We start from the raw sequence: 24231 nt of genomic DNA on the forward strand, positions 1-24231 counted from the left end.
AATCAACAAATTCAGCTCTGCGCCGCAGCGACTTGCGCCGCAACCAACCGTCGCAATTCCGCCTCACCGAATGGATCAAGCGAAATGCCGTTCACGAAAAAGGTTGGCGTCTGACGAATACCGACGGTTTCAACGTCGGCACGATCTTGGTTCAGGATGGCCACGACACCGGGCGACAGCATTTGTGTGCGCGCGGCCTCGGCATCGAGCCCGACCGTCGCGGCAATCTGTAGGAGGCGACCCGGCGTTGGTGCGCCGTGGGACGCCCAGTTGGGTTGTTCGCGCAAGACAGCTTCGAGAACCGGCTCAAAAACACCCTGCATGCGTGCCGCTTCAAGCACGCGGATCGCTTCCTCGGACGCCTCTCCATGAAACGGAGTGTACCGAATTACGACACGGACGGCGTTACCATGCTCGGCCATGATGTCTTTCACGATTGGATGAAAGGCGCGGCATGCCTCGCAGGCGGGATCGAAGAATTCCACGATCGTGACAGGAGCCTCTTCGGGTCCAAGGATGGGTGAGTAGGGGCGGATCATGGCCTCCGCCAGTTCCGGTGCCAAAGGCTCTGCCTCGACCATGGGACCGGGCCTTGTTGCAAACCAGGTCGCACCGCCGAAACCGGCAACGCTTACGGCGAGAACGGACAGGATTAGGCTGCGTCGCTTCATGTTCGTGTTTCCTTCAGTGAAAGGGTCGACAGCAGTCCGATCAGGACGAAAGCCGCGAGGGCCATCAGCGGGATGGGAATGCCAAAAACCAATTGGTTGTCGTCAGTGCACGAGGGGCCGGTGGCCGTGCAGGGTTGGATGCGCTCGGGGATCAGCCCGGCGTAGAGCCCCATATGCCAAAGTGCGATTGCACCGCCTCCAATGGCCAGTGCGATGCCGTATCGGCCGACCCGCGTGTCCCGCCACCAGAGGCCCAAGCCAAGGATGATAGCCAGTGGGAACATGAAGGCGCGCTGGAACCAGCACAGCAGGCACGGTGTTTGCCCCAACACTTCACCAATGAAAAGTACGGCAAGCGAGGCAACGGCGGCAATGATCCAAGCCAGCCCGAGGGCGGTTTCTCCGGTCAGACGTTTCATCTGACCTCCATTATGTTTTGCAGATCGGCGAGGATTTCGTCGGCGGGCGTGCCATAGGGCCAAGAGATCGCGAAGCCAGCCTCGGGGTCGAACAGGAACAAATTTGACGTGTGCCCCATCGTGTAGCCGTCAGGTGCGGCCGCTTCTTCGATGCGCTCAAAGAAGATCGGGAAGGTCTCCGATGTCGCAGCGATCTGATCCGGCGTGCCTGTAAGACCGATGATGTTAGCGTCGAACGGCGGGACAAATTCGGAGAGCGCGGTCGTCGTATCCCGCGCAGGGTCGATCGTAATGAATATCGGCTGCACGTCTGCGGCGTCGTCACCTAGGTTTTCCATCACATATGCGACTTCGGACAGCGTCGTCGGGCAGATGTCTGGACAGTTGATGAAGCCGAAAAAGACCAACATCCAGCGTCCCTCAAAGTACTCATCTTGCTGCACCATCCCGCGGTGATCTGTCAGCTCAAAATCGGCGTAGAACGCAGGCCCAGACGCAGTCTGTGCGCGATCATCCCGAAGATCTGGCCAGAGCATCAGCCATGCCGTTGCGATCGCCGACACGGCCACCAATCCCCATAGGGTTCTTCTGACAGAAAGGAGAGACAACAAGGTTTACCTGCGGTTGGTTCTTATTAGTCCCGGCGCATACCTCCTCTAGCAACTGGAGGTTCAAGCACGAAATTCATAGCGCCGCACGTGATCACGCGGACGTGATTCCAACCCTTGTCACCGGACATGTCAAAACCTACACAAACTATACATATTGTAGGGAGTTGAGCATGCTCACGATCGGAACCTTGGCGAAGAAAACCGGCACGAAGGTGCAGACCATCCGCTATTACGAACAGATCGGGCTGATGCCGGAGCCGGGCCGGACAGAAGGTGGGCAGCGGCGCTACAGCGAGGCAGAGCTTGACCGTCTGTCGTTCATCCGCCATTCGCGGCAACTCGGGTTTTCGCTCGACGCGATCCGTGAGTTGCTCGATCTCAGCGACGACCCCAACAGGTCTTGCGAGGACGCTGATGCCATCGCACGCCGCCAGCTTAAGCAGGTGGAGCAGCGCATGGCACGCCTGAAGGCGTTGCGTGCCGAACTCAAACGCATGGTGCACGAATGCAGCGGTGGGCGAAGTGCCGATTGCCGCGTGCTGGAGGTGCTGCGCGATCACTCCGAATGCCTGACCGAACATAATGAAATTGGTGCCTAGAATGCCCGCCGCGTTGGTCTATCCGCTGGCCGCCTTGGCCGAAATCGCGGGGTGTTTCGCCATCTGGAGCTGGTGGCGGTTGGGCGCGTCTCCGGCATTGCTTTTGCCTGGTATTGGAGCGCTGGTGGTTTTCGGTTGGCTTCTGGCGCAAGTCGAAACGGTCGCCGCGGGCCGCGCCTACGCAGCGTATGGCGGGGTCTACATTGCAGCGTCGGTGTTGTGGATGTGGTTGGCAGAGGGTCAGAGGCCCGACAGATGGGACGTTCTTGGCACTGTTATTTGCCTGATGGGTGCCGCGATCATTCTTGGTGCCCTGCGGAGCGGTTGAAATTAGGCCTTGAAGCTATAGTAACTGTAGCAACTAGGTAGGGTCCAGTTAGATTCTGGGAGTCCAACCTTGGCCGACGAACATACCCACCTTGCCGCAACCCGACTGCTTGATTTCGACGGGCTCGCAATTGCCGGCCTGATCTGTGCTCGCCGCTGGAAGGTTCTTTCCCGACATAACCAGATCGGCGCCGCCTACGACTTTGTGCGCAACGAGATTAGCTTCGGATACAATCGGGCAGATGATATCCCGGCGTCCGAGGTCCTAGCCAACGGTTACGGCCAATGCAACACGAAGGGCACGCTTTTGATGGCGCTGCTGCGCGGTCTTGGTGTTGCGTGCAGACTGCACGGCTTCACCATTCACAAAGCGCTGCAGCGTGGGGTGGTTCCTGAGTTGGTCTATCCGCTGGCGCCAAGAGAAATCTTGCACTCCTGGGTTGAAGTGAAGACCGAGAATGGCTGGATCAATCTTGAAGGCTTTATCCTTGACGCAACCTTCCTTGCATCTTTGCAGCACGAATTTAGCGCAACCGATGACTTGTGCGGCTACGGGGCCGGAACAGGGTGTTTAAGCGCCCCGCCGGTTGAGTGGGTGGGTCAAGATACGTTTATCCAGAAGAGTGGTATCGCCAAAGATTTTGGAATCTTCGATACACCTGACGCATTCTACCTAAGCCACAGTCAAGACTTTGGAACCGTTCGCAATTGGCTGTATCGCCACTTGATCCGCCATTGGATGAACGCACGGGTGCGCGCGATCCGGCGCGGGGATGTGCCTCGAATGCCGGGCGGCGCCCTGCCAAACCACAGCCATCGGGATACGAACCATGCCGCATGACCACGGCCACGTACATATTGACCCGAACTCCGGCGACCGTCGCGTCTCAATCGCTATCTGGGCGAACGGTCTTCTAACGGTCGCGCAGATCGTGGGTGGGGTGCTCTCGGGCAGCCTCGCACTAATTGCGGATGCACTACACAACTTCTCGGACATGGCATCTTTGGTCATCGCGTTTGCGGCGCGCAAGATCGGTCGCCGTTCTGCTGACGAGAATATGACCTTCGGCTATGGCCGGATCGAGATCGTGGCTGCGCTAATCAATTACACGACGCTCATCCTTGTCGGGGTCTACCTGATCTATGAGGGCGGAATGCGCATGATCGATCCACCGGAAGTGCAGGGCTGGACGGTCGTGATCATTGGGGGTGTTGCGCTGGTTGTCGATACGTTGACGGCGCTGCTGACCTATTCGATGCAGAAAAGCAGCGTGAATATCCGCGCTCTGTTTCTTCACAACTTGTCTGATGCGCTTGCTTCGGTGGCGGTCATCGTGGGCGGATCGCTGATCATCCTCTACGACATGCGGTGGGTTGATCCGGCCACCACCATCGGCATCGCGCTCTACATTCTGTACTTGGCGGTTACGGAAATTGGAGGTCCGATCCGAACCCTGATGCTCGGCAGTCCGCCTGATATGGATAACGCCGCGGTCGTCGACGCGATGCGCGGTGTAGACGGTGTCGCAGACGTTCATCACGTCCACCTTTGGCAGATGCAGGAACATGAAGTGGCGCTGGATTGCCACGTCGTTCTGACAGCCGATGCTTGGTCACAGAGCGAGTCCGTAAAAGGCGTGATCAAGGATCGGTTGAAGGATGACTTCGGCATCACCCATTCCTGTTTGGAATTTGAACACGAGGACCGTGCCCATAAAAACGTCGACCTTTATGGTCACGGCGATACAAGCGAAAGGGAGGCAAATGGTCACTGACAGGCTGACCATGCGTAGCCGCTCGAAGTGGTAGGAAACAGTTGTGCCGTTCAAACGTCGCGGACGGCGACCCGGCCGGTGCCATCGGTCATGTGTCGTTTGCCCACTTATGCCCACCTAAGCTATTGATAAAAAATGGCGTTGAACATCGCGTTGATCGCTTCACTGGCATTCACGCCGAACTCATCCAGGGGCGAACCCCATGACCACCGCAACCGCCGACGCTTCTGCATCTCGGCCTCGGATCTTCGTTCTCGACATCGCGCGGGTCGCGGCGCTTTTGGCGATGGCGGTGTTTCACTTCGTGTTCGATTTGGAAATTTTCGGCTATGTCGAACCCGGCACGACCGGCGCCGGCTTTTGGCGTGGTCTTGCCGTAGCTTCCGCAGGATCCTTCGTTTTTCTTGCGGGCGTTGGCCTTTGGCTTTCCCACGCGAACGGCATCCGATTAGGCGCCTTTGGCAAGCGTTTGGCGATCATCGTGTCGGCGGCCGCGTTGGTGTCCGTTGCGACCTACATCGCGTTTCCCGACGCCTTTGTCTTTTTCGGTATCCTGCACTCGATTGCGCTGTGCAGCGTTTTGGGCCTTGCCGCCCTGCGCCTGCCGATCTTGATCATCGCGATCCTCGCCGTTGCAGTATTCTTCGCGCCGGACTTCGCGGCATCCCCGGTCTTCAATGCGCCGTGGCTATGGTGGACAGGCCTGCAGACGATCCAACTGAGCACCGTGGACTATGAGCCTATCTTCCCATGGTTTGCGGCCTTCTTGGCGGGCATGGCCGTGGCGAAATTGGCATCGCGTTCAGGATATTGGGAGCAGCTCTCCACAACCAAGTCGTCGCGCACGATGCGCGTGTTCGGGTTCTTCGGACGGCACACGCTCGTGGTCTATTTGATCCACCAACCCATATTGATATCCATCGTTTGGGCGGCCACACAGGTCCTGCGATAGAGCCGTTTCGAAATGCACTGAGGTGCCCCTAGTTTCCTAGACACCTGCCTCTCTCAGTTTCTGCTGTCTTCTTTCGAAGTCAACGGGCGACAGCATGCCGTTGTTCGTGTGCTTGCGCTTTGGGTTGTAGAACATCTCGATGTACTCGAACACGTCCTTCCGCCCGGCCTCTCGGGTCACATAGGTCTGTCTTCTGATCCGTTCCCGTTTGAGCAGCTGGAAGAAGCTCTCCGCCACTGCGTTGTCATGGCAGTTTCCACGTCGGCTCATGCTGGCTTCCAGATCATGCTGCGACAGGAATGTACGCCATTCGCGACTCGAGAACTGGCTGCCCTGATCCGAGTGAACCAGGACGGTGTCCTTCGGATTCCTACGCCAGACGGCCATGAGCAACGCCTGTAGGGTCAACTCCGTCGTCATGCGGGGCTGCATCGACCAGCCGACAACCCGTCGAGAGAACAGGTCGATGACGACGGACAGATACGACCAGCCTTCGTGCGTTCGGATGTAGGTAATGTCCACTGCCCGGCAGGCGCATGCACAGCATGCTGCCGAGAGGGGGCACCCAAGTCTGATCGGGCGCATCAACTTTGAACTGACGGTCCAGCCTGTTCTCAGCAACGATCGCGGGCTTGCCACCATACCGTCCGGGACGGCGCCGATAGCCGATCTGGGCCGCGATCCCAGCAAGGCTCGCCAGTCGCGCCACCCGGTTCGGCGAGCACGTCTCGCCTTGATCACGCAGGTCGTCGTGCAGCTTGCGGTAACCGTAGACCTTACCGCTGTCCGACCAAGCATCGCGGATCAGCGTGGTCTGCCTGGCGTCCTCCTTCGCCCGTGCGCTCACCGGCTCTCTCAGCCAAGCGTAGAACCCACTTACATGGATCCGCAGCATCCGACACATGGCCCGGACGCCGAACTCCTCGCGGTGCGCCCGGATGAAGGCGTACTTCATCGGGACTCTCGCGAGAAGTACGCCGTTGTCTTTCTTAAGATGTCGCGCTCCTCGGTGACTCGAGCCAAATCGCGCCTCAGTCGCCGGTTCTCGGCTTCATGATCAACCCCGCCGCGCCTGGGCGCAGGCGCGCCGTAGAGCTTCAGCCACTCGTACAGAGAATACGCGCTGACGCCCAAACGCTTCGAGACCTCTCGAACCGGATACCCTCGCTCAGTGATCTGCGCGACCGCGTCCCGCTTGAAATCATCGCTGTAGTTGTTTGTCCCCATGTCGGCCTCCTAGCCTCAAAATTAGGGGGCAAAGCGTCTACAAATCTAGGGGCACCTCACCGGCACCTGAAAACCTTCATATACTCAAGTTGATCTGTCTGATGACTTAATCTTAACGTTGGGTTGAGGCGCATAAGTTCGTACGTGCTAGCTTATGCGTTGTTTACAACCAGATCCGTGTTGTCGCCGCTTTTACGCGGAGCAAGTCAAAAGGCTTAACACGCACTCCGAAAACTCGACGCGGCTACGGTGTGCGAATTTAGGGCGCTCCTGCTTCAAACGATATAGCGATCCCAACTTCCATAGTGTTCCGCACTGAGTTTTCCATGGGGCGGATGCGGGGGCGAACTGCGGTCCAACCCGACAACGCGGTATGTCACGTGCAACCGCTTGACGACCGCCACGCCAAGATAACCGCTCGCTCCGGTGACGACGATGATTGGCTTATCGGACGAGTCCATGCCCCACCTCCCGTATTACTTGCGCAGATATTTAACCAAAGCAGCAATCGCCAGAACCAAGAGCACAATGACCAGGAGCCAGCCGACCCCCATGCCAAACATCATGCCGCCGCCCATCATACCACCGTCCATCATTGCTTTCCTCCTAGCTGTCGCCCATTTCGACTTAGGCCCATAAGGATAGAACAACCTTCCCCCGCTGGAAGGTTCCGACATTGGTTCACCCGACTATCCCCAGCATTAAGAAGAACCCGTGATTTTCATTCGGGAAGATTGGGCAAGCCGCGCCGCTTACGATCTGCGGAGCGACAATCTAAACCGTTGGTGGAACAATGGGCGAGGTCTGCCGGATCGGCTGGATTGAGTGAACGGCGGAAACGTCCCGCATTGCAGTCATCCACTCGCTCAAAATGCTGCAAATTGCCGCCGATGGCCGCTTCGGGGGAGCTGCGCGCGATGAAGAATGGCTTCTATCCCATTACTTAGGATTTTTCCTAAGTATCTTGATCAAGTGCCCTCGAAACCTTACAAAGGGACATGTCTAAGTATTATTCGAACCTCGATCTCTGCTTCTCCGCGCTCGGTGATCCAACACGGCGTATGATCCTCCAACGCCTTGCAAGGGGTGAAGCGACGGTGAGCGAACTCGCGGAACCCCATGAAATGGCGCTGCCGTCATTCATGGAGCATCTCAAGAAACTGGAAGCAGCCAACCTCGTCAAATCGAGAAAGGAGGGGCGGACGCGGATTTGCCAATTGGCTCCTGATGCCTTCACGCCCGCGAAAGACTGGCTGAATGAACAAAATGAGATCTGGGAGGGAAGGCTCGACCGCTTTGACGACTACATCAAAAACCTCATGCAGGAGCGCAACAAATGAAACTGTACTCAGAAACTGACCTGACCTTCACGCGCATAATCAATGCTCCGCGTGCCCTGGTGTGGGAGTGCTGGACTACACCCGAGCATATCAAGCACTTCTTCGTGCCAAAACCGCATGGGATCGACGCTTGCGAGATTGAGCTTCGTGTCGGCGGCAAGTTCAACACGACGATGAACGTCTGGCGTGCCCCCATCGGGTGGTCCGTTGTAATTGTTAGTGCATCGTTGGTCTCTGGTCCATTGGAGCGATGCTTTCCGGCGCTGGCGGTCGATATCCCAGTGCGCTGTGCGGCCTGACGGTGTTGTAGTGGATACGCCTTTGCTCAATCAGGATTTGAGCCTCCCTTAGGCTGTAGAAGATCTCGCCGTTCAACAACTCGTCGCGGAATCGGGCGTTAAAGCTTTCGCTGTATCCGTTCTCCCAAGGCGATCCTGGTTCGATGTAGGCCGTCTTTGCTCCGACGGCAGCGATCCAGTCTCGTACCTTTTGGGCGATAAATTCGGGGCCATTGTCGGATCTTATGTATTCCGGCGGGCCGCGCAGGATGAACAGGTCCGTCAGAGCGTCCAGCACGTCCGTGGAGTTGAGCTTGCGATCGACGCGGATCATGAGCGCCTCCCTGGTGTATTCGTCGATGATGTTGAGTGTCCGGTAGACCCGACCGTCAGCGGTGCGATCCTGCACGAAGTCGTATGACCAAACGTGGTTGGGGCGTTCTGGCCGGAGTCGTACGCAGGAGCCATCGTTCAGCCAAAGCCGCCCTTTCTTCTTCTGTTTTTGCGGGACCTTCAGCCCTTCACGCCGCCAGATACGCTCGACCCACTTGTGGTTCACGTGCCAGCCCGCGTTGTTCAGCAACCCGGTCACCATCCGATATCCGTAGCGTCCGTACTGATCTGCCAGCTCGATGATATCGTCGGTCAGGCGATCTTCATCGGCATGGCCTTGCGGGACCTTACGCTGTGTGGATCGATGCTGACCCAAAGTACGGCAGGCGCGGCGTTCAGACACGCCAAGTTCCTGCCGCACATGGTCAATGCATTTGCGACGCCGTGAAGGGCTTAGAAGTTTCCCTTTGCAGCCTCGCTCAGAATGAGCTTGTCCAGTGTCAGGTCCGACACAGCGCGCCGCAGCCGCAGGTTCTCTTTCTCCAGCTCTTTCAGACGGACCAACTGTGACCGCTGCATCCCGCCATACAGCTTCCGCCACCGATAGAATGTCTGCTGCGTTATACCGATCTGACGCACCGCCTCTGCAATCGTCGCGCCCTGTCCTTGCAGGACTTCTACCTGCCGAAGCTTCGATACAATCTCTTCGGGTTCCTCTCTTTTCCCAGCCATCGCTGATCCTCCAATTTAAGGGACAATCTATCCCAGTTGGTGGACCACTTTCAGGGGGCTACTCCACGTCATGCGCAAGGCAGACACTTGGCGTGCCGCGGCCTTCATGTGCTTCAAATGTCATCGCGCACAGGTTCTCAAATAACTCAAGCAGAGTTCGATCTCTGTCCCGCTCTGGGACACCACCCAGGAGGGCTGGATCATTTCCGCCTTTCCTCACCCAAGAATATGGCTCTAGCTTTAGGTTTTTCTGCTGCACCGTGCGGTTCGACCAGACGTTTTCGATGAGTATTCGTTTTTCAGCTCGATTTGCGATTTCGTAAAGTAAAACAAGGTTTTTTCGGAGTTCGACCAATTTGGCTTGGTACACGCGCGCGGCCTCCGGATAAGGGATGCGAGCGAGTCGATCTCTTAGTTCAACGAGGTGTACTTGCTGTTCGTTCTTCTTTCGGGCGAAGGCTGCAGAGTCGATCACTCCGTCGATCAGGAGGTCTTCCAGGCGACTTAGTCGCTGCTCTGTGTCGCCTATTTGCAGGTCGAGGGCAGTGCGTTGCTCTTGGAGCGAAACGATGGTGACCTGATCATCCTCACGCTCCGCTCGGGTTTGGGCCTTGGCGTTAAGCTGGAGCCGAGTAAGTCCACGACGTATTTGTTGCGAGATCACGTCTTCCCGCACCGACGTCGTCGTGCAGCCCCTGCGGTGGCAGCGATAGTAGGTTTGGCCTTTCTGTATCTCTGGAACCATCGGCTTCCCGCATTCACCACAACGGAACAGCCCTTGGAACAGGTGGTTGTGACGCGTGGTCTTCGGCCCCGACCTTTCTTGGCGCACATCCTGCACCCGCTGCCACATGGCGGCTGAAACGATGGGCTCGTGGATGCCGTCGTAGGTTTGACCGGTACTGCGGACAAAAATGATACCAATGTAGAAGGGGTTCTGGAGGATGTTTCCGAGGCCGCACAAAGTGAGCTTACCACCGCGGCGATTGCGCAGGCCCTGACGATGGAGCTCGTTGAGGAGCGTCGCATATGAGTATTGGCGCGTGGCATAAAGCTCAAAGGCCAGCTTTATAAGCGGCGCAGTTTTCGGGCACGGAACCTTTGGTTTTCCGCCACCTTGGTCAAGATATCCCGGCGGGGCGGCCCAAGGGAACAACCCCTGCTTCAACCGTCCGTTCATGCCCTTGATGGTCTCTTCACGTAGGTTGAAGATGTAGTCCTCGGCAATGACGGCTTGGAGATTTGCTGAAAGACGTCCGCCTCGGGTTTCGAAGTCCATTCCGTCAGCGGCGAAATATGGTTTTACGCCGTACTTGGGCAATTCAGAGATCAGGGCCCAGTCGCGGAGATTGCGAGCCGAACGGTCGATTTTGTGCATAACGAGCCCCTCTGCCTTACCCTGCTTCAGCTGCTTGAGCATCTGGTTGAAGACGGGCCGCCCGCTCTTGGCAGCGGTTTCCTTTTCTTCAAACCACTGGGTCACGGTGAGATTGTGCTGACTCGCAAAAGCACGGATTGCATCCTTTTGGGCTTCGAGTGAGACGCCTTCGCCTTGCTTCTGCGTGGACACTCGGATGTATCCAAAACATGGTTTCATAAGTCTGTTTGGGTATCCTTGGACTCTACCAGATCTTCAGGATTTTGCGAATCCGCCCACGGCCAGGTGCCGTCCGCCAGAAGGCGTTCGAAAATGCGCTGGCACAGCTCCAGATGGCGCTCGATGTGGTCGTTATCTTTCATGGCTTTAGTCTACAAAGTCACGTTCATCGGGCACGTTTGGTGCATGGGACCAGTCAGCGCCCGGAGTCAGGGTGTCCAGCGTGAAGGGTACCCGCGGCATGCCGCTGACCAAGAGCCGCGCAAAGGCGCGGTAGTTCGGCTGGTAGATCAGGTCTCGGGGTGGAATGTCGGTCAGCTGGCGGCTGAGGAGCGCTGTGTCGAGAGGGCCCACCCGGAACGCCAACACGCTACCGACATTCCCCATAATGGCGGCAAACACCGCTTCTTCGCTCTGCCCCAGATATTGCTGCGCCAAGGTGACGGCGATGCCGTATTTGCGGATCTCCGACAGGAGATCGGCAAAGGCCTCAGTGGTAAAACTATGGAACTCGTCGACATAGAGCATGAAGGGGCAGCGGGCGGTTTCGGCGAGAACCTGACGAGAGAGGCCTGCATGCATGGCGCTGGCGAGGATCAATCCGCCAAGCACCGTCGCGGAATCGATGCCCAGGCGGCCTTTCCCGAGATTGATGATCAGGGTCTCGCCACGGTCCATCACCTGCCGGAGCCGCAGCGGTTGATCCGGTTCGCAGACCGAGCGACGCACCAGAGGATGGGCCAGGAAGGCCCCGAGTTTGTTGGCGATCGGTGCGACGCCGTCCACTGCATTGGTGTAGTTCATTGCCCGGAATTCTCCGCGCCAAAAGCTGAGTACTTGGAGATCAGTGACGCAGGACAGAACCTGCTCCCGAAAATCCTTTTCGAGATAGAGGCGCATGATGTCGCGCAGGTCCGGGGCAGGGCTCTCGAGCAGCGCCAGCACCGCATAGCGTAAAAGGTGCTCCATGCGGGCGCCCCAGGCATCGGCCCATTGCTTCTTGAGCGCATCAATAAGGCCGCCGGTGATCAGGGGCCGGATGGCCGGTCCGGCTGGCGTGAGGGGGTTGTAGCCGAGGCGACAGCCCGGATCAGCGGGATCCCAGTAGTGATGGGACCGCTGCAGCGAGTGGTGCAGGGCAAGCGCGAGATCGCCATGGGGATCGATGAGCATCACGCCCCGACCGGCTGCAACGTCTTGCTCGATCAAGACGCGAAGCAGGGTCGATTTGCCTGTGCCCGTCTGGCCGATGGCAAAGAGATGCTGGAGGCGGTCTTGCACGGACTGCGCCACCGGCAAGGTCCGGTAACGGCCCGACGCCATGCCCAAGATAGTAAACTGAGACGAGACAGAACGCATCGGTCCATCATGCGGGACCCGGTCTGGTTTGACAGGGCTGCAGTATGGGACCGGATTGCACGCCGGTGACCCGTGCCAGGATAGGCAGACGCCGTATCCTGGTGGCAGACGTCGAGGTCGCCTTTCGCGGGGTGCGTCGGACATGGGGTCCGGCGGCCACCCAACGGAAGGAGACTACGATGGGTGATCTTCTGGGAAGTGCAATCGAAGATGTCGGCACTGTGCCGATCTGCGGGAGATGTGGATCCGAACGTGTTGTGCTACAGGCCTTCGCCTGCTGGAACCGCGAATTTGGCCTTTGGGAGCTGGAAACGACCGGAGATGCAGCGCGCTGCCACGCCTGCGAGGGTCGGACTGACCTTGTCTGGCAACCGTCAGATGCCAACAAGCCGGTTAAGCGAGTTACTGAGCTCAATGATCTGTTCAGGACCACCCTGGAGGGGCACGGTACCGTGCTGATCACGCGCGGCATCGAGGCTTTGGGACCGGACGCTATGCGGTCGATCGCGGCAACGGTGCGGGGCTTCTCGGACTTTCCGCCGGAAAGTGATCCGTGGGGGGAACATGATTTCGGAGCGTTTGATGTCGGGAATGATCGGATCTTCTGGAAGATCGATTGCTACAATCTCGACCAGACGGCGGGTTCGCCCAACCCGGCCAACCCGGCGGTCACCTACCGGGTCCTGACCATCATGCTCGCGAGCGAGTATTGAGCCACCGCTCAGCCTTCGAGCTGAGCGGCTTTCTTCTACCGATCTGTAAGAAACGGGCCCCTCGAACGTCACCGACTATATGTCCCACCGAATGGCCGTCCGCGCCGCTTGGTGTGGACTAGCATTGAGGTAGCAGCGACTGCTATCCTGCCTGACAGACTAACCGAAAGGGTCGGGGTGCAGTTCACCACGAGGATCGGTTTCCGCAGCTCCGGAAGGGCTTCACCCTTCCGGCGATGAGCTGGCGAGAAAGACCGGTCCTGGTTGTGACTTGCGCGCATAGCCGACCTGAAGCGACAGACTGGGGACATTGCGTCTCCTAGAAAGACCGATCCCCACAACATACCATGATGCGGCATTAGCCAATAAGACCATCATTTTATGTTCACTCAATTTGCAATGGACCTGCGTCTGGCGCGGAAGATCGCCGGGCTGACTCAAGACGATTGCGCCACTCTTATGAACCGCAGCCGGAAATACATCCTCCGGCTTGAGAAAGGCGCTCGACAGCCCGCGCTTGACGATCTGTTGATGCTGTCAGTCATCTACAACCGGACGTTCGAAACCTTTTTCGCAGAACGCCTCGCCGCAGCGCGGGCAACCGTGCGGGCGGGCCTGCCGCAACTCCCCGACAAGGTCAGCGATCAAGTCAATTTCCAGAAACGGCGCTACACACTGGAGCGGATCGAGGACGATTTACTAAATGACGCCGGGACCTATGACGATTAGACTCCTGTCACTGTCCGTGATGAGCGGGCGGGTCGGTTATGCGGTCTTTGACGGGGATGTCTTGGTCGACTGGGCGATTTCGCGCAAGGCTGCACGGTCTGAGGGTGCCGTCAAAGAGGTTCTGGGCAAATGGCTTGAGGATCTTGGCCCCCATGCGGTTGTGACGGAAGCGTTGACGCCGCAGTCCAAGAAACGCGGGCGGACGCCGCTGTTGCTGGATGCAATCGAAAACTTTCTGGCGGTACAGGGCATCTTGCAGGTGCGGGTCATTCGGGAGCGCCCTCACCGGACAAAATACGTCGAAGCAGAACACTTGATTGGGCGCTTTCCGATCCTCGAGCCGTGGCGGCCGGAACGCCCGCATTTTTATGACAACGAGCCGAATTCAGTCGCGATTTTTGAGGCGGTGGCATTGGCCACGCAGGTTCTGAGGGATCCGATGAGACATCTGGCCGGGGCGCTAGGTTGAAACAGAAAAGCAGCGGCCATTTGACCGTTGCTCCCTTTTTGCTCAGAAAGAGCCCTAGGCGTATTTGTCAGGCAACAAAGTCGCCAGAACCGCTGGGAAGCGTCTGGCCAAGCAGTGACCGTCTTGCGCTCCGTCGATGCCATAAGGTCCTTTAGTTTTGCGGTCTTCTCGCGTTTCTTGTGCCGTTTGAACGTGGTCAGGGTTGCCGCGCGCCATCATCTTTGAGGCGATGGCGATCGCCAGATTTCTCTTTGCAGTTCCAGTTTCCGCGACGGCGAGCGCTATGGGATGGGTTATTCAGGAAATAGAGAGCTGCGGCATACTGTTCGAGGCCTTTTCCCGCCAGAACCAATGCGCGAACTCATGTGGGAAGAAATGTGGGAGCGGTAGTTTGGATTTGCAAGATAATCTTTAAATTTCAGATCTCTACGCGAATGAAGTGGCAGCCCGTAGGGGAATCGAACCCCTCTTTCCAGGTTGAAAACCTGGCGTCCTAACCGATAGACGAACGGGCCGCGCTTGGCGGTAGCGCGTCTTTAGAAAATGCGCGCGGGGGGATCAAGGGGATTCTTCAGGTATTTTGCCGGAGATTCAATTTTCTGCCCAGGCGGCGTCGTCGAGGCGGAGCTGGACGCGGGTTCGGCCCTGCCAATGGTTGAGTTCGACGCGTCCCGCCACGTGGACGGCGCGGCCGTTGTGTGCCTGCAAGGCGTCGAGGCCGGAGCGCACGGCGTCGAAGCAGATCGCGTCGAGGGTGACCGGGCCACCATCACCGAGGGTGAGTTTGAGGTGGTTCTCGCCCACCGGCCGTGTGTGGCGGATGCGCAGGGCAGGCAGGGCGAATCGCGGGGCGGGGGCGCCGGCGCCGTAGGGGCCTGCGGCCTCGATCTTCTCGATCAGCTCAGGCGTGGCGGCGGAGGGCATCAGCGTGCCGTCGAGGCGCAGGTCGCCGGCGCCGCCGGTGCCCGCGCCCTGCTTGGCGAGAAGCTCGGTGAGCCGGGCCATGGCGGGCTCGAGCTGCGCACGGCTGAGCGAGAGGCCCGCGGCCATCTTGTGCCCGCCGCCTTTCTGGATCAGCCCCTCGGCTGCGAGTTTCTGGATCGAGGCACCGAGGTCGACGCCCGCGACGGAACGGCCCGAGCCCTTGCCCTCGTCGCCGTCGAAGCCGATGACCATGGCGGGCCTGCGGCTGTGGTCTTTCAGGCGCGAGGCGACGATGCCGACGACGCCGGGGTGCCAGCCGTCTTCGGCGGCCCAGATCAGCGGCGCGTCAAGGCCGCGGGTCTCGCATTGGGCGAGGGCCGCTTCGCGGACCCGCTGCTCAATGTCGCGGCGGTCGGTGTTGAGACTGTCGAGCTGCGCGGCGAGCTTGCCGGCCTCGCCCGCGTTATCGGTGGAGAGGCAGCGCGCGCCGAGGTCGGCCGCGCCGATGCGCCCGCCCGCGTTGACGCGCGGCCCGAGCACGAAGCCGAGGTGATAGGAGGTCGGCGCCCGGTCGAGCCGGCCCACGTCGCAGAGCGCCACGAGGCCGGGGCGCTGGCGCCGCGCCATGACTTTCAGTCCCTGAACCACCAGCGCGCGGTTCACGCCCACCAGCGGGGCCACGTCGGCCACGGTGGCCAGTGCCACGAGGTCGAGGAACCCCATCAGGTCCGGCCCGCTCTCACCCGCGGCCCGCATCCGGCGGTTGGCCTCCACCAGCACGAGAAAGACGACGCCGGCGGCGCAGAGGTGGCCGCAGCTGCCATCCTCGTCCTGCCGGTTGGGGTTCACCACGGCCACGCACTCGGGCAGCTCGGCCAAGGCGAGGTGGTGATCCAGCACCATCACGTCGGCACCCTTGGCGGCGGCGATCGGACCGTGGGAAAGCGTGCCGCAATCGACGCAGATGATCAGGTCATGGTCACGGGCCAGCATCGCCATGGCCTCTTCGTTGGGGCCGTAACCCTCGTCGATGCGGTCGGGAATGTAGAGCGTGGCCTCGCGGCCCAAGGCGCGCAGCCAGCAGATCAGCAGAGCGGCAGAAGCGCCACCGTCGACGTCGTAGTCGGCGAATATGGCGATGCGCTCACCCTTTCGCGCGGCGGCGACAAGGCGGGTGGCGGCAGGCTCCATGTCCTTGAGGGTCATCGGGTCAGGCAGCAGGTCGCGTAGGGCAGGGGCGAGAAAGCCCACCACCTCCTCCGGCTGCACGCCCCGGCGCGCGAGAATGGCGGCGACGGCAGGCTCCACCTCGGCGCGTTGCATCAGGGTCTGGGCCAGCCGCTCGACCTCGTCGGACGGGCCGATCCAGCGCCGTCCGGTCAGGGAGGTCTCCACCCCGAGGTAACTCATGGACCCTCCGAGAGGATCGCCTCGGTGCTCATCGCCCGGGCAAATTCGCCGTGGAGTTGGCTGATCGCGGTGTCGTGGATCACCTGCGGCGACAGCGGCGCCATGCCCTCGGCCCAGGTGGTGTCGGCGTTCGTAGCGAAGGCCGCGCAGGCGTCATGGGCGAGGCGCACGCCGAAGCCGAGGTTAGCGGCCATGCGGGTGGTGGTGGAGATGCAATGGGGCGTGGTCAGCCCGCAGATCACCAGATCGGCGATGGAGGAATGGGTCAGGTGCTGTTCGAGGTCGGTGCCGATGAAGGCGGAGTTGACCGACTTCTCGAAAACCGGCTCGCCGTCTAGCGGGGCGACCTTGGGCTGGATTTCGGCGCCTTCGCCCACCAGGGGGCTGCCGGGCGTGGTGCTGAGGTGGCGCACGTGGACGACCGGTGCCGAGGCGCGGCGCCAGGCGGCAAGCAGGCGCGCGGCGTTGTCCTCGGCATCGGGGTTGTTGCGCGCGCCCCAATAGGGGCTGTCGAAGCCTTGCTGGATGTCGATCAGAAGGAGGGCTGAGGCCATGTCAGTGCTTCGGGTTGCGGTAGCTCATGCGCCGCACGGAGCCGGTCTTGGAGCGCATCAGGATGGTCTCGGTGGTCAGGTGGCCCGGCTCGCGCTTGATGCCCGGCAGGATCGAGCCATCGGTCACGCCGGTGGCGGCGAAGATCACGTCCTCCGTCACCATGTCGTCGCGGGAATAGATCCGGTCGAGGTCCTTGATGCCAGCCTTTGCGGCGCGGCCCTTCTCGTCGTCGTTGCGGAAGGTCAGGCGGCCCCACATCTGCCCGCCCATGCATTTCAGCGCGGCGGCGGCCAGTACCCCTTCGGGCGCCCCGCCGAGGCCCATGTACATGTCGATGCCGGTCTGCTCGGCCTCGGCGCAATGGATCACGCCGGCCACGTCGCCGTCGGTGATCAGCCGGATCGCCGCGCCGGTGTCGCGCAGCTCGGCGATCATCGCCTCGTGGCGCGGACGGTCGAGGACGCAGACGGTGATGTCGGCGGTGGTGCATTGCTTGGCGGCTGCCAGCAGGCGCACGCGCTCGGCCGGGGTCTGGTCGAGGGAGACGATGCCCTCGGGGTAGCCCGGCCCGATGGCGAGCTTCTCCATGTAGACGTCGGGGGCATGCAGCATCGAGCCGCGCGGGCCCATGGCGATCACGGTGAGCGCGTTGGGCATGTCCTTGGCGGTCAGCGTCGTGCCCTCCAGCGGGTCGAGCGCGATGTCGACCTCGGGGCCGGAGCCGTTGCCGACTTCCTCGCCGATATAAAGCATCGGAGCCTCGTCCCGCTCCCCCTCGCCAATCACCACGACGCCCTTGATGTCGAGCTTGTTGAGCTGCTCGCGCATGGCGTTGACGGCGGCCTGATCGGCGGCCTTCTCGTCGCCGCGACCGATCCAGAGCGCCGAGGCAATGGCCGCCGCCTCGGACACACGGGCGAGACCCAAGGAGAGCATGCGGTCGTTGAAATCGGTCTTGGGCATGAGGATGGTCCCTACGAGAAATATGATGCGATGCCTTCGCCTTACCGGGCGCGGGACGAGGCGACAAGTCTGGGGGCGCTAACGGGCGGTATGGCCCGCGCGCGAGATACCTGCGCCATCAGCCTCCCGGAGGGCAGGCCGAGGCGTGGAAAACACGGCCCTTGAAGGCATCTTGCGGCCGGGGCCACCAACCGGCGCGCGTCACACGTCTTCGATGCGCAGCGCCACCGGCGTGCCCGCGACAACGCCCGTGGACGGAAGCGCGGCGAGCGCGGCATCCAGATCGGGGCGGGCGCTCTTGTGGGTGACGATCAGGACCGGCGCGTTGGTGCTCTCGTGGTCGTACTGGCGCATCCGGTCGATGGAGATCCCGTTCTCGCCCAGGGCCGTGGCCACCTTGGCCAATGCGCCGGGTTTGTCGATCAGTTCCATGCGCAGGTAGAAGCGCGCCGGGCTTTCCGCATTGGCAGGCGGCGCGGTGGAGAGGCTGGCGGCGGGTTGGCCAAAGATCGGCAGGCGCAGGCCGCGGGCAATGTCGCAGACGTCGCCCATCACGGCACTGGCCGTCGGACCTTCGCCCGCACCGGGGCCACGCAGCACGATCTGCTCGACCGCGTCGCCTTCGATCACCACCATGTTGGTGCCACCCACAAGCTGCCCGAGCGGCGAGGTCGCCGGCACGAGGCAGGGTGTCATCCGCTGTTCCAGCCCCCGGCCGGTCATCTGGGCCACGCCCAGAAGCTTGATCTTGTAGCCAAGATCGGCCGCGCGGTGGATATCGTCGATGGAGACCGCGCCGATGCCCTCGAGCCGCATGTCATCGAAGGCCACGCGGGTGCCGAAGGCGATGGACGCCAGAAGGGCCAGCTTGTGGCCCGCGTCGATGCCGCCGACGTCGAGGTTCGGGTCGGCTTCAAGATAGCCCAGCCCATCGGCCTCATCGAAGGCCTCCTGATAGGAGAGCCCGGCCTCGTCCATCCGCGTGAGGATGTAGTTGCAGGTGCCGTTCATCACGCCCATGACACGGGTGATGCGGTTGCCCGCCAGCCCCTCGGTCAGGCTCTTGATGACCGGGATGCCGCCCGCAACGGCGGCCTCGTAGCGCAGGACCGCGCCTTTTTCCTCGGCCAGTTCGGCCAGCGCCTGTCCGTGATGGGCCAACAGGGCCTTGTTGGCGGAAACCACGTCCTTGCCCGCCGCCAGCGCGGCCTCGGTCGCGTCTTTGGCCGGGCCTTCGTCACCGCCCATCAGCTCCAGAAACACATCGACATCATCGCGTTTGGCCAGTGCCACCGGGTCGTCTTCCCAAGCGTAGGCCGAGAGATCCGCGCCGCGATCCTTGTCGCGCGAGCGCGCGGAAACGGCGGAAATCGTGATCTCTTTCCCGGTTCGCGCTTCCAGCAAAGCCGCCTGTCGCTGGATGATCTTCACGACGCCAATGCCGACAGTGCCAAGCCCTGCGATGCCAAGTCTGAGAGTGTCGGTCATGGGGGCCTCCGGGCGCGTGAAATCAGTCGCGCCGGGTGTAGCGGCTTCGCGGCAGGGCTGCAATGCGGGGTGGTGGTCAGAGAGCCATTGCCCGCAGCCACGCGGCGCGGCGGCGCAGATCGGCGGCGCGTGCTTCGAGCGAGCTGCCTTCGACGGCCGCGCTGCGGCGCAGGGGAGCATCGGCGCGGGCGAGAAGCGGATCCAGCGGGACTAGCTGCGGATAGTCGGCCGCACGCGCCTCGGCGCTCAACTCCTGCTCGAGATCCGGCAGGCCAGGGCCACAGGCCACGGGGAGCAACAGGACGCAGAGAGTTAGCAGGGCAAATCGCATGTCCCACAGCTAACGGATCAACGGGGGGCAAGTCCAGCGGCGCAATGCGCGACGCTAGTGGGTAGGGGCCCGCCGAACCGGGCCGCAATTCGCTTGAATTGAACGAGCGTTCAGATAGATTTTCGGCATGGCACGTACCCAAGGCTCTCACGCAGGCACCACCGGCCCCAAAGTCCGCGAGGTTGCGTTGCGCCTCTTCGCGCAGCACGGGTTCGCGGCCGTCTCGATGCGCCAGATCGCCCGCGAAGTCGGCGTGCAGGCGGGCGCCCTCTACCTCTATACGCCCGACAAGCAGGCGCTGCTGTTCGAACTGATGCGCGGCCACATGGAGGAGCTTCTGGCGGCCTGGACGCCGCCCGGCGGCGGCCCGATGGCGCAGCTGGAGGATTTCGCGCGCCATCACATCCGCTTTCACCTCGATAGGCCGGACCTTGTGTTCATCGCCTACATGGAGCTGCGCAACCTCTCACCCGAGAATTTCGCGGTGATCGAGGGCCTGCGCGGTGCGTATGAGGCAAGGTTGGAAAATATCCTGCGCGCCGGCATGGCCGAGGGCGTCTTCGACGTGGCGGACCTGCGGCTGGCGACGATGGGGCTGATCTCGATGCTGACGGGAGTGACCACGTGGTTTCGCGACGACGGACGTCTGACGCGCGCTGATGTGGAGGCGATTTACTGGGACATGGTGCGCCGTGCGGTGAGCGCCGAGGGCGCGGGCGCGCCGGCTCGGGCCTCCTGACGGAAGCCTCTCGCCGACCCGCGTTGCCACGGTATGGGCGGCACCGAAGGCTTGCTACTCCGCCGGGATCGCGGAGGAGGGCGCGCGTTGGGTCTTGGGGAAGGGCACCAGCCGCTCCTGATCCTCGTCCCAGAGCTTCAGCGTGAAAGAGCGGAACGCCTCGACCCAACCGATGGTCTGCACCTCGTAGCGCTCGCGGAGCGCTTGGTGACACACGCGCAGACGGTAGCTCGGGATATTGGCGTTGAAGTGGTGAATATCGTGGTAGGTGATGTTGGCGACCGCCAGATCGAACCACCAGCCGAGATCGAGCGCGGAGGAGCCCTGCAGCGCGGCGCGGGCGGGGTTGAGATCGGGTTTGCGATCCCACCATGTATCCTCGAAATTATGCTGCAGATAGACGAGGAAGACCCCGATGCAGCCGGCGGTGAAGACGGTGCCCGCATAGATGTAAAGCGCGGGCGGGCCTGCGATGAACCACAGGATCGCGACCCATCCGATCAGCGCCAGGTTGTGCAGGATCACCTGAACCGGCGCGATGCGCGCGGTGTTCTTCGGCCAGCGGTAAGCCAACGCGTAGGTGAAGACGCCGCCGAGGGGGATCATCAGGAAAGGGTTGCGGTAGAGCCGGTACCAAAGCCGCGTCCAGAAACTCGCGGCCTCCCATTCGCGGAGCGTCATGGTGAAAATTTCGGTCGTATCGCGCTCTTCCAGATTACCGAGGTGGCTGTGATGGGCGTTGTGGTTGTGCTGCATCACGGCGAAGGGCGTTAACGTGAACACGCTCAAGGCGTGGCCCGCGATGGCGTTCAACCGTGCTGTGGTAAACAAAGAGTTGTGGCCCATATCGTGTTGCAACACGTAGAGCCGGACCCCTGCGAAGGCGTTGATCACGATGAGAGGGACCACCAGCCAAGGCGATGGCCAGGCGAGGATGGCAAGGGTTAACGTGATGAGGTAGACCGCAAGCGTGGCGAAATAGCTGAGCGCGGCCAGACGGTTATCGCGCTTCGTCCAATCGCGGGTAAAGCGACGAATCTCTCGCTCTGCCTCCTGCCGGTAGGTTGGGGTGATCTCGGGAAGGGACGATGTGGTGTGCATGGGTCCGGTCCAGGTCTCGAAGGGTCTGCGTGAATTGAATTTATTCAGTTATTTAATCAACACGGGCGCTGCGAGAAGGTTTCTTAACCCACCGCTTTTTATACAAATATGCTCGGTGCAAGCCGTTTCAAACTGTCATGGTTAAGGGTTTCTCGCAACTCTCGCGCGATCCCTCCGCCGCCTGCGCAGATTCCGGCCTAGCTCCGGCGGCGCGGCGCGATGAAGTCGAAACGGCCGCCGCGAGGGTCTCGCGACGGCCGTTTGCAGTCATGCGTTAACCGTTCCTCAACCCGGTGCCGGGTAAAAGACCTCAGAGGTTCGGGTAGATCGGGAAGCGGTCGCAGAGCGCCTGCACTTCGCCGCGAACCTTCTCCTCGACCGCCTCGTTTCCGTCCTCGCCGTTGGCTGCAAGGCCGTCGACGACCTCGACGATCCAGTCGGCGATCTGGCGGAACTCGGCCTCACCGAAGCCGCGCGTGGTGCCGGCGGGGGAGCCGAGGCGCAGACCGGAGGTGACCATCGGCTTCTCGGTGTCAAACGGGATGCCGTTCTTGTTGCAGGTGATATGCGCGCGACCGAGCGCCTTCTCGGTGGCGTTGCCCTTCACGCCCTTGGCGCGCAGGTCGACCAGCATCAGGTGCGTGTCGGTGCCGCCGGTGACGATGTCGAGCCCGCCTTCGATCAGCTGTGCGGCAAGGGCTTGAGCGTTCGCGATGACCTGGGCCTGGTAGTCCTTGAACTCGGGGCGCAGCGCCTCGCCGAAGGCCACGGCCTTGCCGGCGATCACATGCATCAGCGGTCCGCCCTGGATGCCGGGGAAGATCGCGGAGTTGACCTTCTTGGCGATCGCCTCGTCGTTGGTGACGATCATGCCGCCGCGCGGACCGCGCAGGGTCTTGTGGGTGGTCGTCGTGGCGACATGGGCGTGGGGGAAGGGGGAGGGGTAGTGGCCCGAGGCCACGAGACCCGCGAAGTGCGCCATGTCGACCAGCAGGTAGGCCCCGACCTTGTCGGCAATCTCGCGCATCCGCTTGAAGTCGATGACGCGCGGAATGGCGGAGCCGCCGGCGATGATCATCTTCGGCTTGTGCTCTTCGGCGAGGGTCGCGATCTGGTCGTAATCGATGTCCAGCGTATCCTCGCGCACGCCATATTGCACGGCGTTGAACCATTTGCCCGACTGGTTGGGTCGCGCGCCGTGGGTCAGGTGACCGCCCGCGTCGAGGCTCATGCCGAGGATCGTGTCGCCGGGCTGCAGCAGCGCCGTGAAGACACCTTGGTTGGCCTGCGAACCGGAGTTGGGCTGCACGTTGGCAAATTCACAACCAAACAGCTGCTTGGCCCGGTCGATCGCCAGTTCCTCAGCGATATCAACGTACTGGCAACCGCCATAGTAGCGGCGTCCGGGGTAGCCCTCGGCATACTTGTTGGTCATCACACCGCCCTGGGCTTCCATCACCGCGGCCGAGACGATGTTCTCGGAGGCGATCAGCTCGATCTCGTCGCGCTGGCGACCCAGTTCCTTGCGGGTTGCGGCGAAGATCTCGGGGTCACGGGACTCGAGGCTTTCGGTGAAAAAGCCCGCGTCGGTGTGGGAGGCGGTCATGGCGGAAGCTCCTGCATGGCAGTGGATGTCTCGCAGCGATGTATTGGAGTTCCGCAAGTCGGGAAAGCCCGGATTGCGGCGCTCAACCGTGGAATTGCGGCATTTCAGGCGCCAATGGGTGCGGGATGAGGATTGTGTTTCCTATAGGCGCGCGCGATGGTCGGGAAAAATCACCGAAGGAAAGGGGTGTCGATGCCCTCTGCGCGCAACATTGCGTTCTTGGCGTCCGAGACGCCCCTGGCTCAGACAGCGAAGGTCGCGCTGGCTGATCGCTACGGGGATTATCCGCCGGAAGAGGCCGATGTGATCGTCGCCCTCGGCGGTGACGGCTTCATGTTGTCGACCCTGCACGAGACCCAGTCCCTGCCCGCGCCGGTTTACGGGATGAACCGCGGCACGGTCGGCTTCCTGATGAACAGCTATTCGGACGAGCATCTGATCGCGCGCCTTGAAGAGGCGGAAGAGGCGGTCATCAACCCGCTGCACATGCGCGCGGAATGCGTCGACGGGACGGTGGTTGAAGCGCTCGCGATCAACGAGGTGAGCCTGTTGCGGGAAGGACCGCAGGCCGCGAAGCTGCGCATCATCGTGGATGGCAAGCTGCGGATGGACGAATTGGTTTGCGACGGCGCTCTGCTGAGTACGCCGGCCGGATCGACCGCCTATAACTACTCGGCGCACGGGCCGATCCTGCCGATCGGATCGGAGGTTTTGGCGATCACGGCGGTGGCGGCCTTCCGACCCCGACGCTGGCGCGGCGCGTTGCTGCCGAAGTCGGCCGTGGTGCGGATCGAAGTGGTCGAGGCGGCAAAGCGCCCGGTGATGGCGGACGCGGACAGCCGCTCGGTCAAGAGCGTTTCCGCAGTGGAGATCAGGTCCGAGCCGGCAGTGGAACATCGCATCCTGTTCGACCCCGGACACGGATTGGAAGAGAGGCTCTTGAGGGAACAGTTTCAGTAAACGGAGCAATCAGACCCGGCGCG

The 24231-nt window shown here is 61.4% G+C and carries 26 protein-coding genes, 1 tRNA gene and 2 pseudogenes; 12 read left to right on the plus strand and 17 right to left on the minus strand.

Annotated elements, in window-relative coordinates; translation table 11 throughout:
• Window positions 1-11: 11 nt before the first annotated feature.
• Genes KYE46_RS07320 through KYE46_RS07330 form a run of 3 tightly spaced genes read right to left on the minus strand, consistent with a single transcriptional unit; the run spans window position 12 to window position 1626 of the window.
• Window positions 12-671: a DsbA family protein gene (locus tag KYE46_RS07320; RefSeq protein WP_219004560.1), complete on the minus strand. Its 660-nt coding sequence runs from the start codon at window positions 669-671 to the stop codon at window positions 12-14.
• Entirely contained in the window at window positions 668-1090 is a 423-nt protein-coding gene (locus KYE46_RS07325) for a disulfide bond formation protein B (protein WP_219004561.1), read from the minus strand. The genes KYE46_RS07320 and KYE46_RS07325 overlap by 4 nt, the downstream gene beginning before the upstream one ends.
• Entirely contained in the window at window positions 1087-1626 is a 540-nt protein-coding gene (locus tag KYE46_RS07330) for an SCO family protein (protein ID WP_219005055.1), read from the minus strand. The genes KYE46_RS07325 and KYE46_RS07330 overlap by 4 nt, the downstream gene beginning before the upstream one ends.
• A 245-nt stretch (window positions 1627-1871) precedes the next feature.
• On the opposite strand from KYE46_RS07330, the gene KYE46_RS07335 reads away from it, so the two are divergent.
• The 5 genes from KYE46_RS07335 (at window position 1872) to KYE46_RS07355 (ending at window position 5354) form a co-directional block, all read left to right on the plus strand.
• The gene (locus tag KYE46_RS07335; RefSeq protein ID WP_219004563.1) at window positions 1872-2300 is read left to right on the plus strand and encodes a MerR family transcriptional regulator; all 429 of its coding nucleotides are present in this window, start codon (window positions 1872-1874) and stop codon (window positions 2298-2300) included.
• A 1-nt stretch (window position 2301) separates the two neighbouring features.
• Window positions 2302-2628 (plus strand): YnfA family protein, encoded by a 327-nt coding sequence (locus KYE46_RS07340; protein ID WP_219004565.1) that lies wholly within the window; start codon window positions 2302-2304, stop codon window positions 2626-2628.
• A 69-nt stretch (window positions 2629-2697) separates the two neighbouring features.
• The gene (locus tag KYE46_RS07345) at window positions 2698-3468 is read left to right on the plus strand and encodes a transglutaminase-like domain-containing protein (protein WP_219004567.1); all 771 of its coding nucleotides are present in this window, start codon (window positions 2698-2700) and stop codon (window positions 3466-3468) included.
• Window positions 3458-4402 carry a cation diffusion facilitator family transporter gene (locus KYE46_RS07350; protein ID WP_219004569.1) on the plus strand — a complete coding sequence of 315 codons (945 nt, stop codon included), beginning with the start codon at window positions 3458-3460 and terminating at the stop codon, window positions 4400-4402. Before KYE46_RS07345 ends, KYE46_RS07350 begins: the two co-directional genes overlap by 11 nt.
• 202 nt (window positions 4403-4604) lie before the next feature.
• Complete coding sequence (locus KYE46_RS07355; protein WP_219004572.1) at window positions 4605-5354, plus strand: heparan-alpha-glucosaminide N-acetyltransferase; 750 nt, start codon at window positions 4605-4607, stop codon at window positions 5352-5354.
• Window positions 5355-5390: 36 nt separating this feature from the next.
• Here the strand turns inward: KYE46_RS07355 and KYE46_RS07360 are convergent.
• Together KYE46_RS07360 and KYE46_RS17570 are read right to left on the minus strand one after the other, a co-directional pair.
• Window positions 5391-6581, minus strand: a pseudogene (locus tag KYE46_RS07360) (IS3 family transposase).
• A 275-nt stretch (window positions 6582-6856) separates the two neighbouring features.
• On the minus strand, window positions 6857-7042 hold the full coding sequence (locus KYE46_RS17570) for an NAD-dependent epimerase/dehydratase family protein (RefSeq protein ID WP_346345225.1): 186 nt from the start codon (window positions 7040-7042) through the stop codon (window positions 6857-6859).
• Between the two features lie 537 nt (window positions 7043-7579).
• Here KYE46_RS17570 and KYE46_RS07365 point away from each other — a divergent pair.
• Together KYE46_RS07365 and KYE46_RS17490 are read left to right on the plus strand one after the other, a co-directional pair.
• Window positions 7580-7921, plus strand: a complete 342-nt coding sequence (locus KYE46_RS07365) for an ArsR/SmtB family transcription factor (protein ID WP_219004575.1) — start codon at window positions 7580-7582, stop codon at window positions 7919-7921.
• Window positions 7918-8103: pseudogene (locus tag KYE46_RS17490) on the plus strand (SRPBCC domain-containing protein); the annotation flags it as partial. The gene KYE46_RS07365 and the pseudogene KYE46_RS17490, both read left to right, overlap by 4 nt.
• 34 nt (window positions 8104-8137) lie before the next feature.
• On the opposite strand, the gene KYE46_RS07375 reads toward KYE46_RS17490, so the two are convergent.
• The 4 genes from KYE46_RS07375 to KYE46_RS07390 form a co-directional block, all read right to left on the minus strand.
• Window positions 8138-9264 (minus strand): IS3 family transposase gene (locus KYE46_RS07375; RefSeq protein WP_219004580.1). Its coding sequence is split into 2 segments (ribosomal slippage): window positions 8138-9000 and window positions 9000-9264, totalling 1128 coding nucleotides; the frame shifts between segments, so codons are not numbered across the junction.
• A 58-nt stretch (window positions 9265-9322) separates the two neighbouring features.
• Window positions 9323-10861, minus strand: a complete 1539-nt coding sequence (locus KYE46_RS07380) for a recombinase family protein (protein ID WP_283095215.1) — start codon at window positions 10859-10861, stop codon at window positions 9323-9325.
• The gene (locus tag KYE46_RS07385) at window positions 10858-11004 is read right to left on the minus strand and encodes a hypothetical protein (RefSeq protein WP_219004585.1); all 147 of its coding nucleotides are present in this window, start codon (window positions 11002-11004) and stop codon (window positions 10858-10860) included. Before KYE46_RS07385 ends, KYE46_RS07380 begins: the two co-directional genes overlap by 4 nt.
• 4 nt (window positions 11005-11008) lie before the next feature.
• Entirely contained in the window at window positions 11009-12142 is a 1134-nt protein-coding gene (locus tag KYE46_RS07390) for a type IV secretory system conjugative DNA transfer family protein (protein ID WP_219004588.1), read from the minus strand.
• Window positions 12143-12399: 257 nt separating this feature from the next.
• Here KYE46_RS07390 and KYE46_RS07395 point away from each other — a divergent pair, with 257 nt between their 5' ends.
• The 3 genes from KYE46_RS07395 to KYE46_RS07405 all read left to right on the plus strand — a co-directional run bounded on the left by KYE46_RS07395 (window position 12400) and on the right by KYE46_RS07405 (window position 14131).
• Entirely contained in the window at window positions 12400-12933 is a 534-nt protein-coding gene (locus KYE46_RS07395; RefSeq protein ID WP_219004590.1) for a DUF3768 domain-containing protein, read from the plus strand.
• Between the two features lie 399 nt (window positions 12934-13332).
• A complete protein-coding gene (locus tag KYE46_RS07400; protein ID WP_219004592.1) occupies window positions 13333-13662 on the plus strand; it encodes a helix-turn-helix transcriptional regulator in 330 nt (109 codons plus the stop codon).
• Between the two features lie 19 nt (window positions 13663-13681).
• Window positions 13682-14131, plus strand: coding sequence for a hypothetical protein (locus KYE46_RS07405; RefSeq protein WP_219004594.1), 450 nt, complete (start codon window positions 13682-13684; stop codon window positions 14129-14131).
• Between the two features lie 440 nt (window positions 14132-14571).
• On the opposite strand, the gene KYE46_RS07410 is transcribed toward KYE46_RS07405, so the two are convergent.
• From KYE46_RS07410 to KYE46_RS07435, 6 genes are all read right to left on the minus strand, one after another.
• Window positions 14572-14646, minus strand: a tRNA-Glu gene (locus tag KYE46_RS07410).
• 76 nt (window positions 14647-14722) lie between these two features.
• A complete protein-coding gene (gene recJ / locus KYE46_RS07415; RefSeq protein ID WP_219004595.1) occupies window positions 14723-16465 on the minus strand; it encodes a single-stranded-DNA-specific exonuclease RecJ in 1743 nt (580 codons plus the stop codon).
• Window positions 16462-17019, minus strand: a complete 558-nt coding sequence (locus tag KYE46_RS07420) for a cysteine hydrolase family protein (RefSeq protein ID WP_219004597.1) — start codon at window positions 17017-17019, stop codon at window positions 16462-16464. The genes recJ and KYE46_RS07420 overlap by 4 nt, the downstream gene beginning before the upstream one ends.
• 1 nt (window position 17020) lies before the next feature.
• Window positions 17021-17983 (minus strand): class II fructose-bisphosphatase, encoded by a 963-nt coding sequence (glpX, locus tag KYE46_RS07425; protein WP_219004599.1) that lies wholly within the window; start codon window positions 17981-17983, stop codon window positions 17021-17023.
• Window positions 17984-18184: 201 nt separating this feature from the next.
• Window positions 18185-19471, minus strand: coding sequence for a homoserine dehydrogenase (locus KYE46_RS07430; RefSeq protein ID WP_219004601.1), 1287 nt, complete (start codon window positions 19469-19471; stop codon window positions 18185-18187).
• 76 nt (window positions 19472-19547) lie between these two features.
• Window positions 19548-19802, minus strand: coding sequence for a hypothetical protein (locus KYE46_RS07435; protein WP_219004603.1), 255 nt, complete (start codon window positions 19800-19802; stop codon window positions 19548-19550).
• Window positions 19803-19929: 127 nt separating this feature from the next.
• Between KYE46_RS07435 and KYE46_RS07440 the strand changes: the two genes are divergently transcribed.
• Window positions 19930-20541, plus strand: a complete 612-nt coding sequence (locus KYE46_RS07440) for a TetR/AcrR family transcriptional regulator (RefSeq protein ID WP_219004605.1) — start codon at window positions 19930-19932, stop codon at window positions 20539-20541.
• A gap of 54 nt (window positions 20542-20595) precedes the next feature.
• Here the strand turns inward: KYE46_RS07440 and KYE46_RS07445 are convergent, their stop codons facing one another.
• Complete coding sequence (locus tag KYE46_RS07445) at window positions 20596-21642, minus strand: fatty acid desaturase (protein WP_219004607.1); 1047 nt, start codon at window positions 21640-21642, stop codon at window positions 20596-20598.
• A 310-nt stretch (window positions 21643-21952) separates the two neighbouring features.
• On the minus strand, window positions 21953-23248 hold the full coding sequence (gene glyA, locus KYE46_RS07450) for a serine hydroxymethyltransferase (RefSeq protein WP_219004608.1): 1296 nt from the start codon (window positions 23246-23248) through the stop codon (window positions 21953-21955).
• A gap of 192 nt (window positions 23249-23440) precedes the next feature.
• Here glyA and KYE46_RS07455 point away from each other — a divergent pair, with 192 nt between their 5' ends.
• The gene (locus KYE46_RS07455) at window positions 23441-24208 is read left to right on the plus strand and encodes an NAD kinase (RefSeq protein ID WP_219004610.1); all 768 of its coding nucleotides are present in this window, start codon (window positions 23441-23443) and stop codon (window positions 24206-24208) included.
• Window positions 24209-24231: the final 23 nt, after the last annotated feature.

It is taken from the genome of Gymnodinialimonas ceratoperidinii (assembly GCF_019297855.1).
In the GTDB taxonomy this organism is placed as follows: Bacteria; Pseudomonadota; Alphaproteobacteria; order Rhodobacterales; family Rhodobacteraceae; genus Gymnodinialimonas; species Gymnodinialimonas ceratoperidinii.

Excerpts from the sequence above, each read along its gene's own strand:
- KYE46_RS07320 (WP_219004560.1), bottom strand. The coding sequence starts at position 671 with ATGAAGCGACGCAGCCTAATCCTGTCCGTTCTCGCCGTAAGCGTTGCC.
- KYE46_RS07325 (WP_219004561.1), bottom strand. The coding sequence starts at position 1,090 with ATGAAACGTCTGACCGGAGAAACCGCCCTCGGGCTGGCTTGGATCATT.
- KYE46_RS07330 (WP_219005055.1), bottom strand. The coding sequence starts at position 1,626 with ATGCTCTGGCCAGATCTTCGGGATGATCGCGCACAGACTGCGTCTGGG.
- KYE46_RS07335 (WP_219004563.1), top strand. The coding sequence starts at position 1,872 with ATGCTCACGATCGGAACCTTGGCGAAGAAAACCGGCACGAAGGTGCAG.
- KYE46_RS07340 (WP_219004565.1), top strand. The coding sequence starts at position 2,302 with ATGCCCGCCGCGTTGGTCTATCCGCTGGCCGCCTTGGCCGAAATCGCG.
- KYE46_RS07350 (WP_219004569.1), top strand. The coding sequence starts at position 3,458 with ATGCCGCATGACCACGGCCACGTACATATTGACCCGAACTCCGGCGAC.
- KYE46_RS07355 (WP_219004572.1), top strand. The coding sequence starts at position 4,605 with ATGACCACCGCAACCGCCGACGCTTCTGCATCTCGGCCTCGGATCTTC.
- KYE46_RS17570 (WP_346345225.1), bottom strand. The coding sequence starts at position 7,042 with ATGGACTCGTCCGATAAGCCAATCATCGTCGTCACCGGAGCGAGCGGT.
- KYE46_RS07365 (WP_219004575.1), top strand. The coding sequence starts at position 7,580 with ATGTCTAAGTATTATTCGAACCTCGATCTCTGCTTCTCCGCGCTCGGT.
- KYE46_RS07380 (WP_283095215.1), bottom strand. The coding sequence starts at position 10,861 with ATGAAACCATGTTTTGGATACATCCGAGTGTCCACGCAGAAGCAAGGC.
- KYE46_RS07385 (WP_219004585.1), bottom strand. The coding sequence starts at position 11,004 with ATGAAAGATAACGACCACATCGAGCGCCATCTGGAGCTGTGCCAGCGC.
- KYE46_RS07395 (WP_219004590.1), top strand. The coding sequence starts at position 12,400 with ATGGGTGATCTTCTGGGAAGTGCAATCGAAGATGTCGGCACTGTGCCG.
- KYE46_RS07400 (WP_219004592.1), top strand. The coding sequence starts at position 13,333 with ATGGACCTGCGTCTGGCGCGGAAGATCGCCGGGCTGACTCAAGACGAT.
- KYE46_RS07405 (WP_219004594.1), top strand. The coding sequence starts at position 13,682 with ATGAGCGGGCGGGTCGGTTATGCGGTCTTTGACGGGGATGTCTTGGTC.
- recJ (WP_219004595.1), bottom strand. The coding sequence starts at position 16,465 with ATGAGTTACCTCGGGGTGGAGACCTCCCTGACCGGACGGCGCTGGATC.
- KYE46_RS07420 (WP_219004597.1), bottom strand. The coding sequence starts at position 17,019 with ATGGCCTCAGCCCTCCTTCTGATCGACATCCAGCAAGGCTTCGACAGC.
- glpX (WP_219004599.1), bottom strand. The coding sequence starts at position 17,983 with ATGCCCAAGACCGATTTCAACGACCGCATGCTCTCCTTGGGTCTCGCC.
- KYE46_RS07430 (WP_219004601.1), bottom strand. The coding sequence starts at position 19,471 with ATGACCGACACTCTCAGACTTGGCATCGCAGGGCTTGGCACTGTCGGC.
- KYE46_RS07435 (WP_219004603.1), bottom strand. The coding sequence starts at position 19,802 with ATGCGATTTGCCCTGCTAACTCTCTGCGTCCTGTTGCTCCCCGTGGCC.
- KYE46_RS07440 (WP_219004605.1), top strand. The coding sequence starts at position 19,930 with ATGGCACGTACCCAAGGCTCTCACGCAGGCACCACCGGCCCCAAAGTC.
- KYE46_RS07445 (WP_219004607.1), bottom strand. The coding sequence starts at position 21,642 with ATGCACACCACATCGTCCCTTCCCGAGATCACCCCAACCTACCGGCAG.
- glyA (WP_219004608.1), bottom strand. The coding sequence starts at position 23,248 with ATGACCGCCTCCCACACCGACGCGGGCTTTTTCACCGAAAGCCTCGAG.
- KYE46_RS07455 (WP_219004610.1), top strand. The coding sequence starts at position 23,441 with ATGCCCTCTGCGCGCAACATTGCGTTCTTGGCGTCCGAGACGCCCCTG.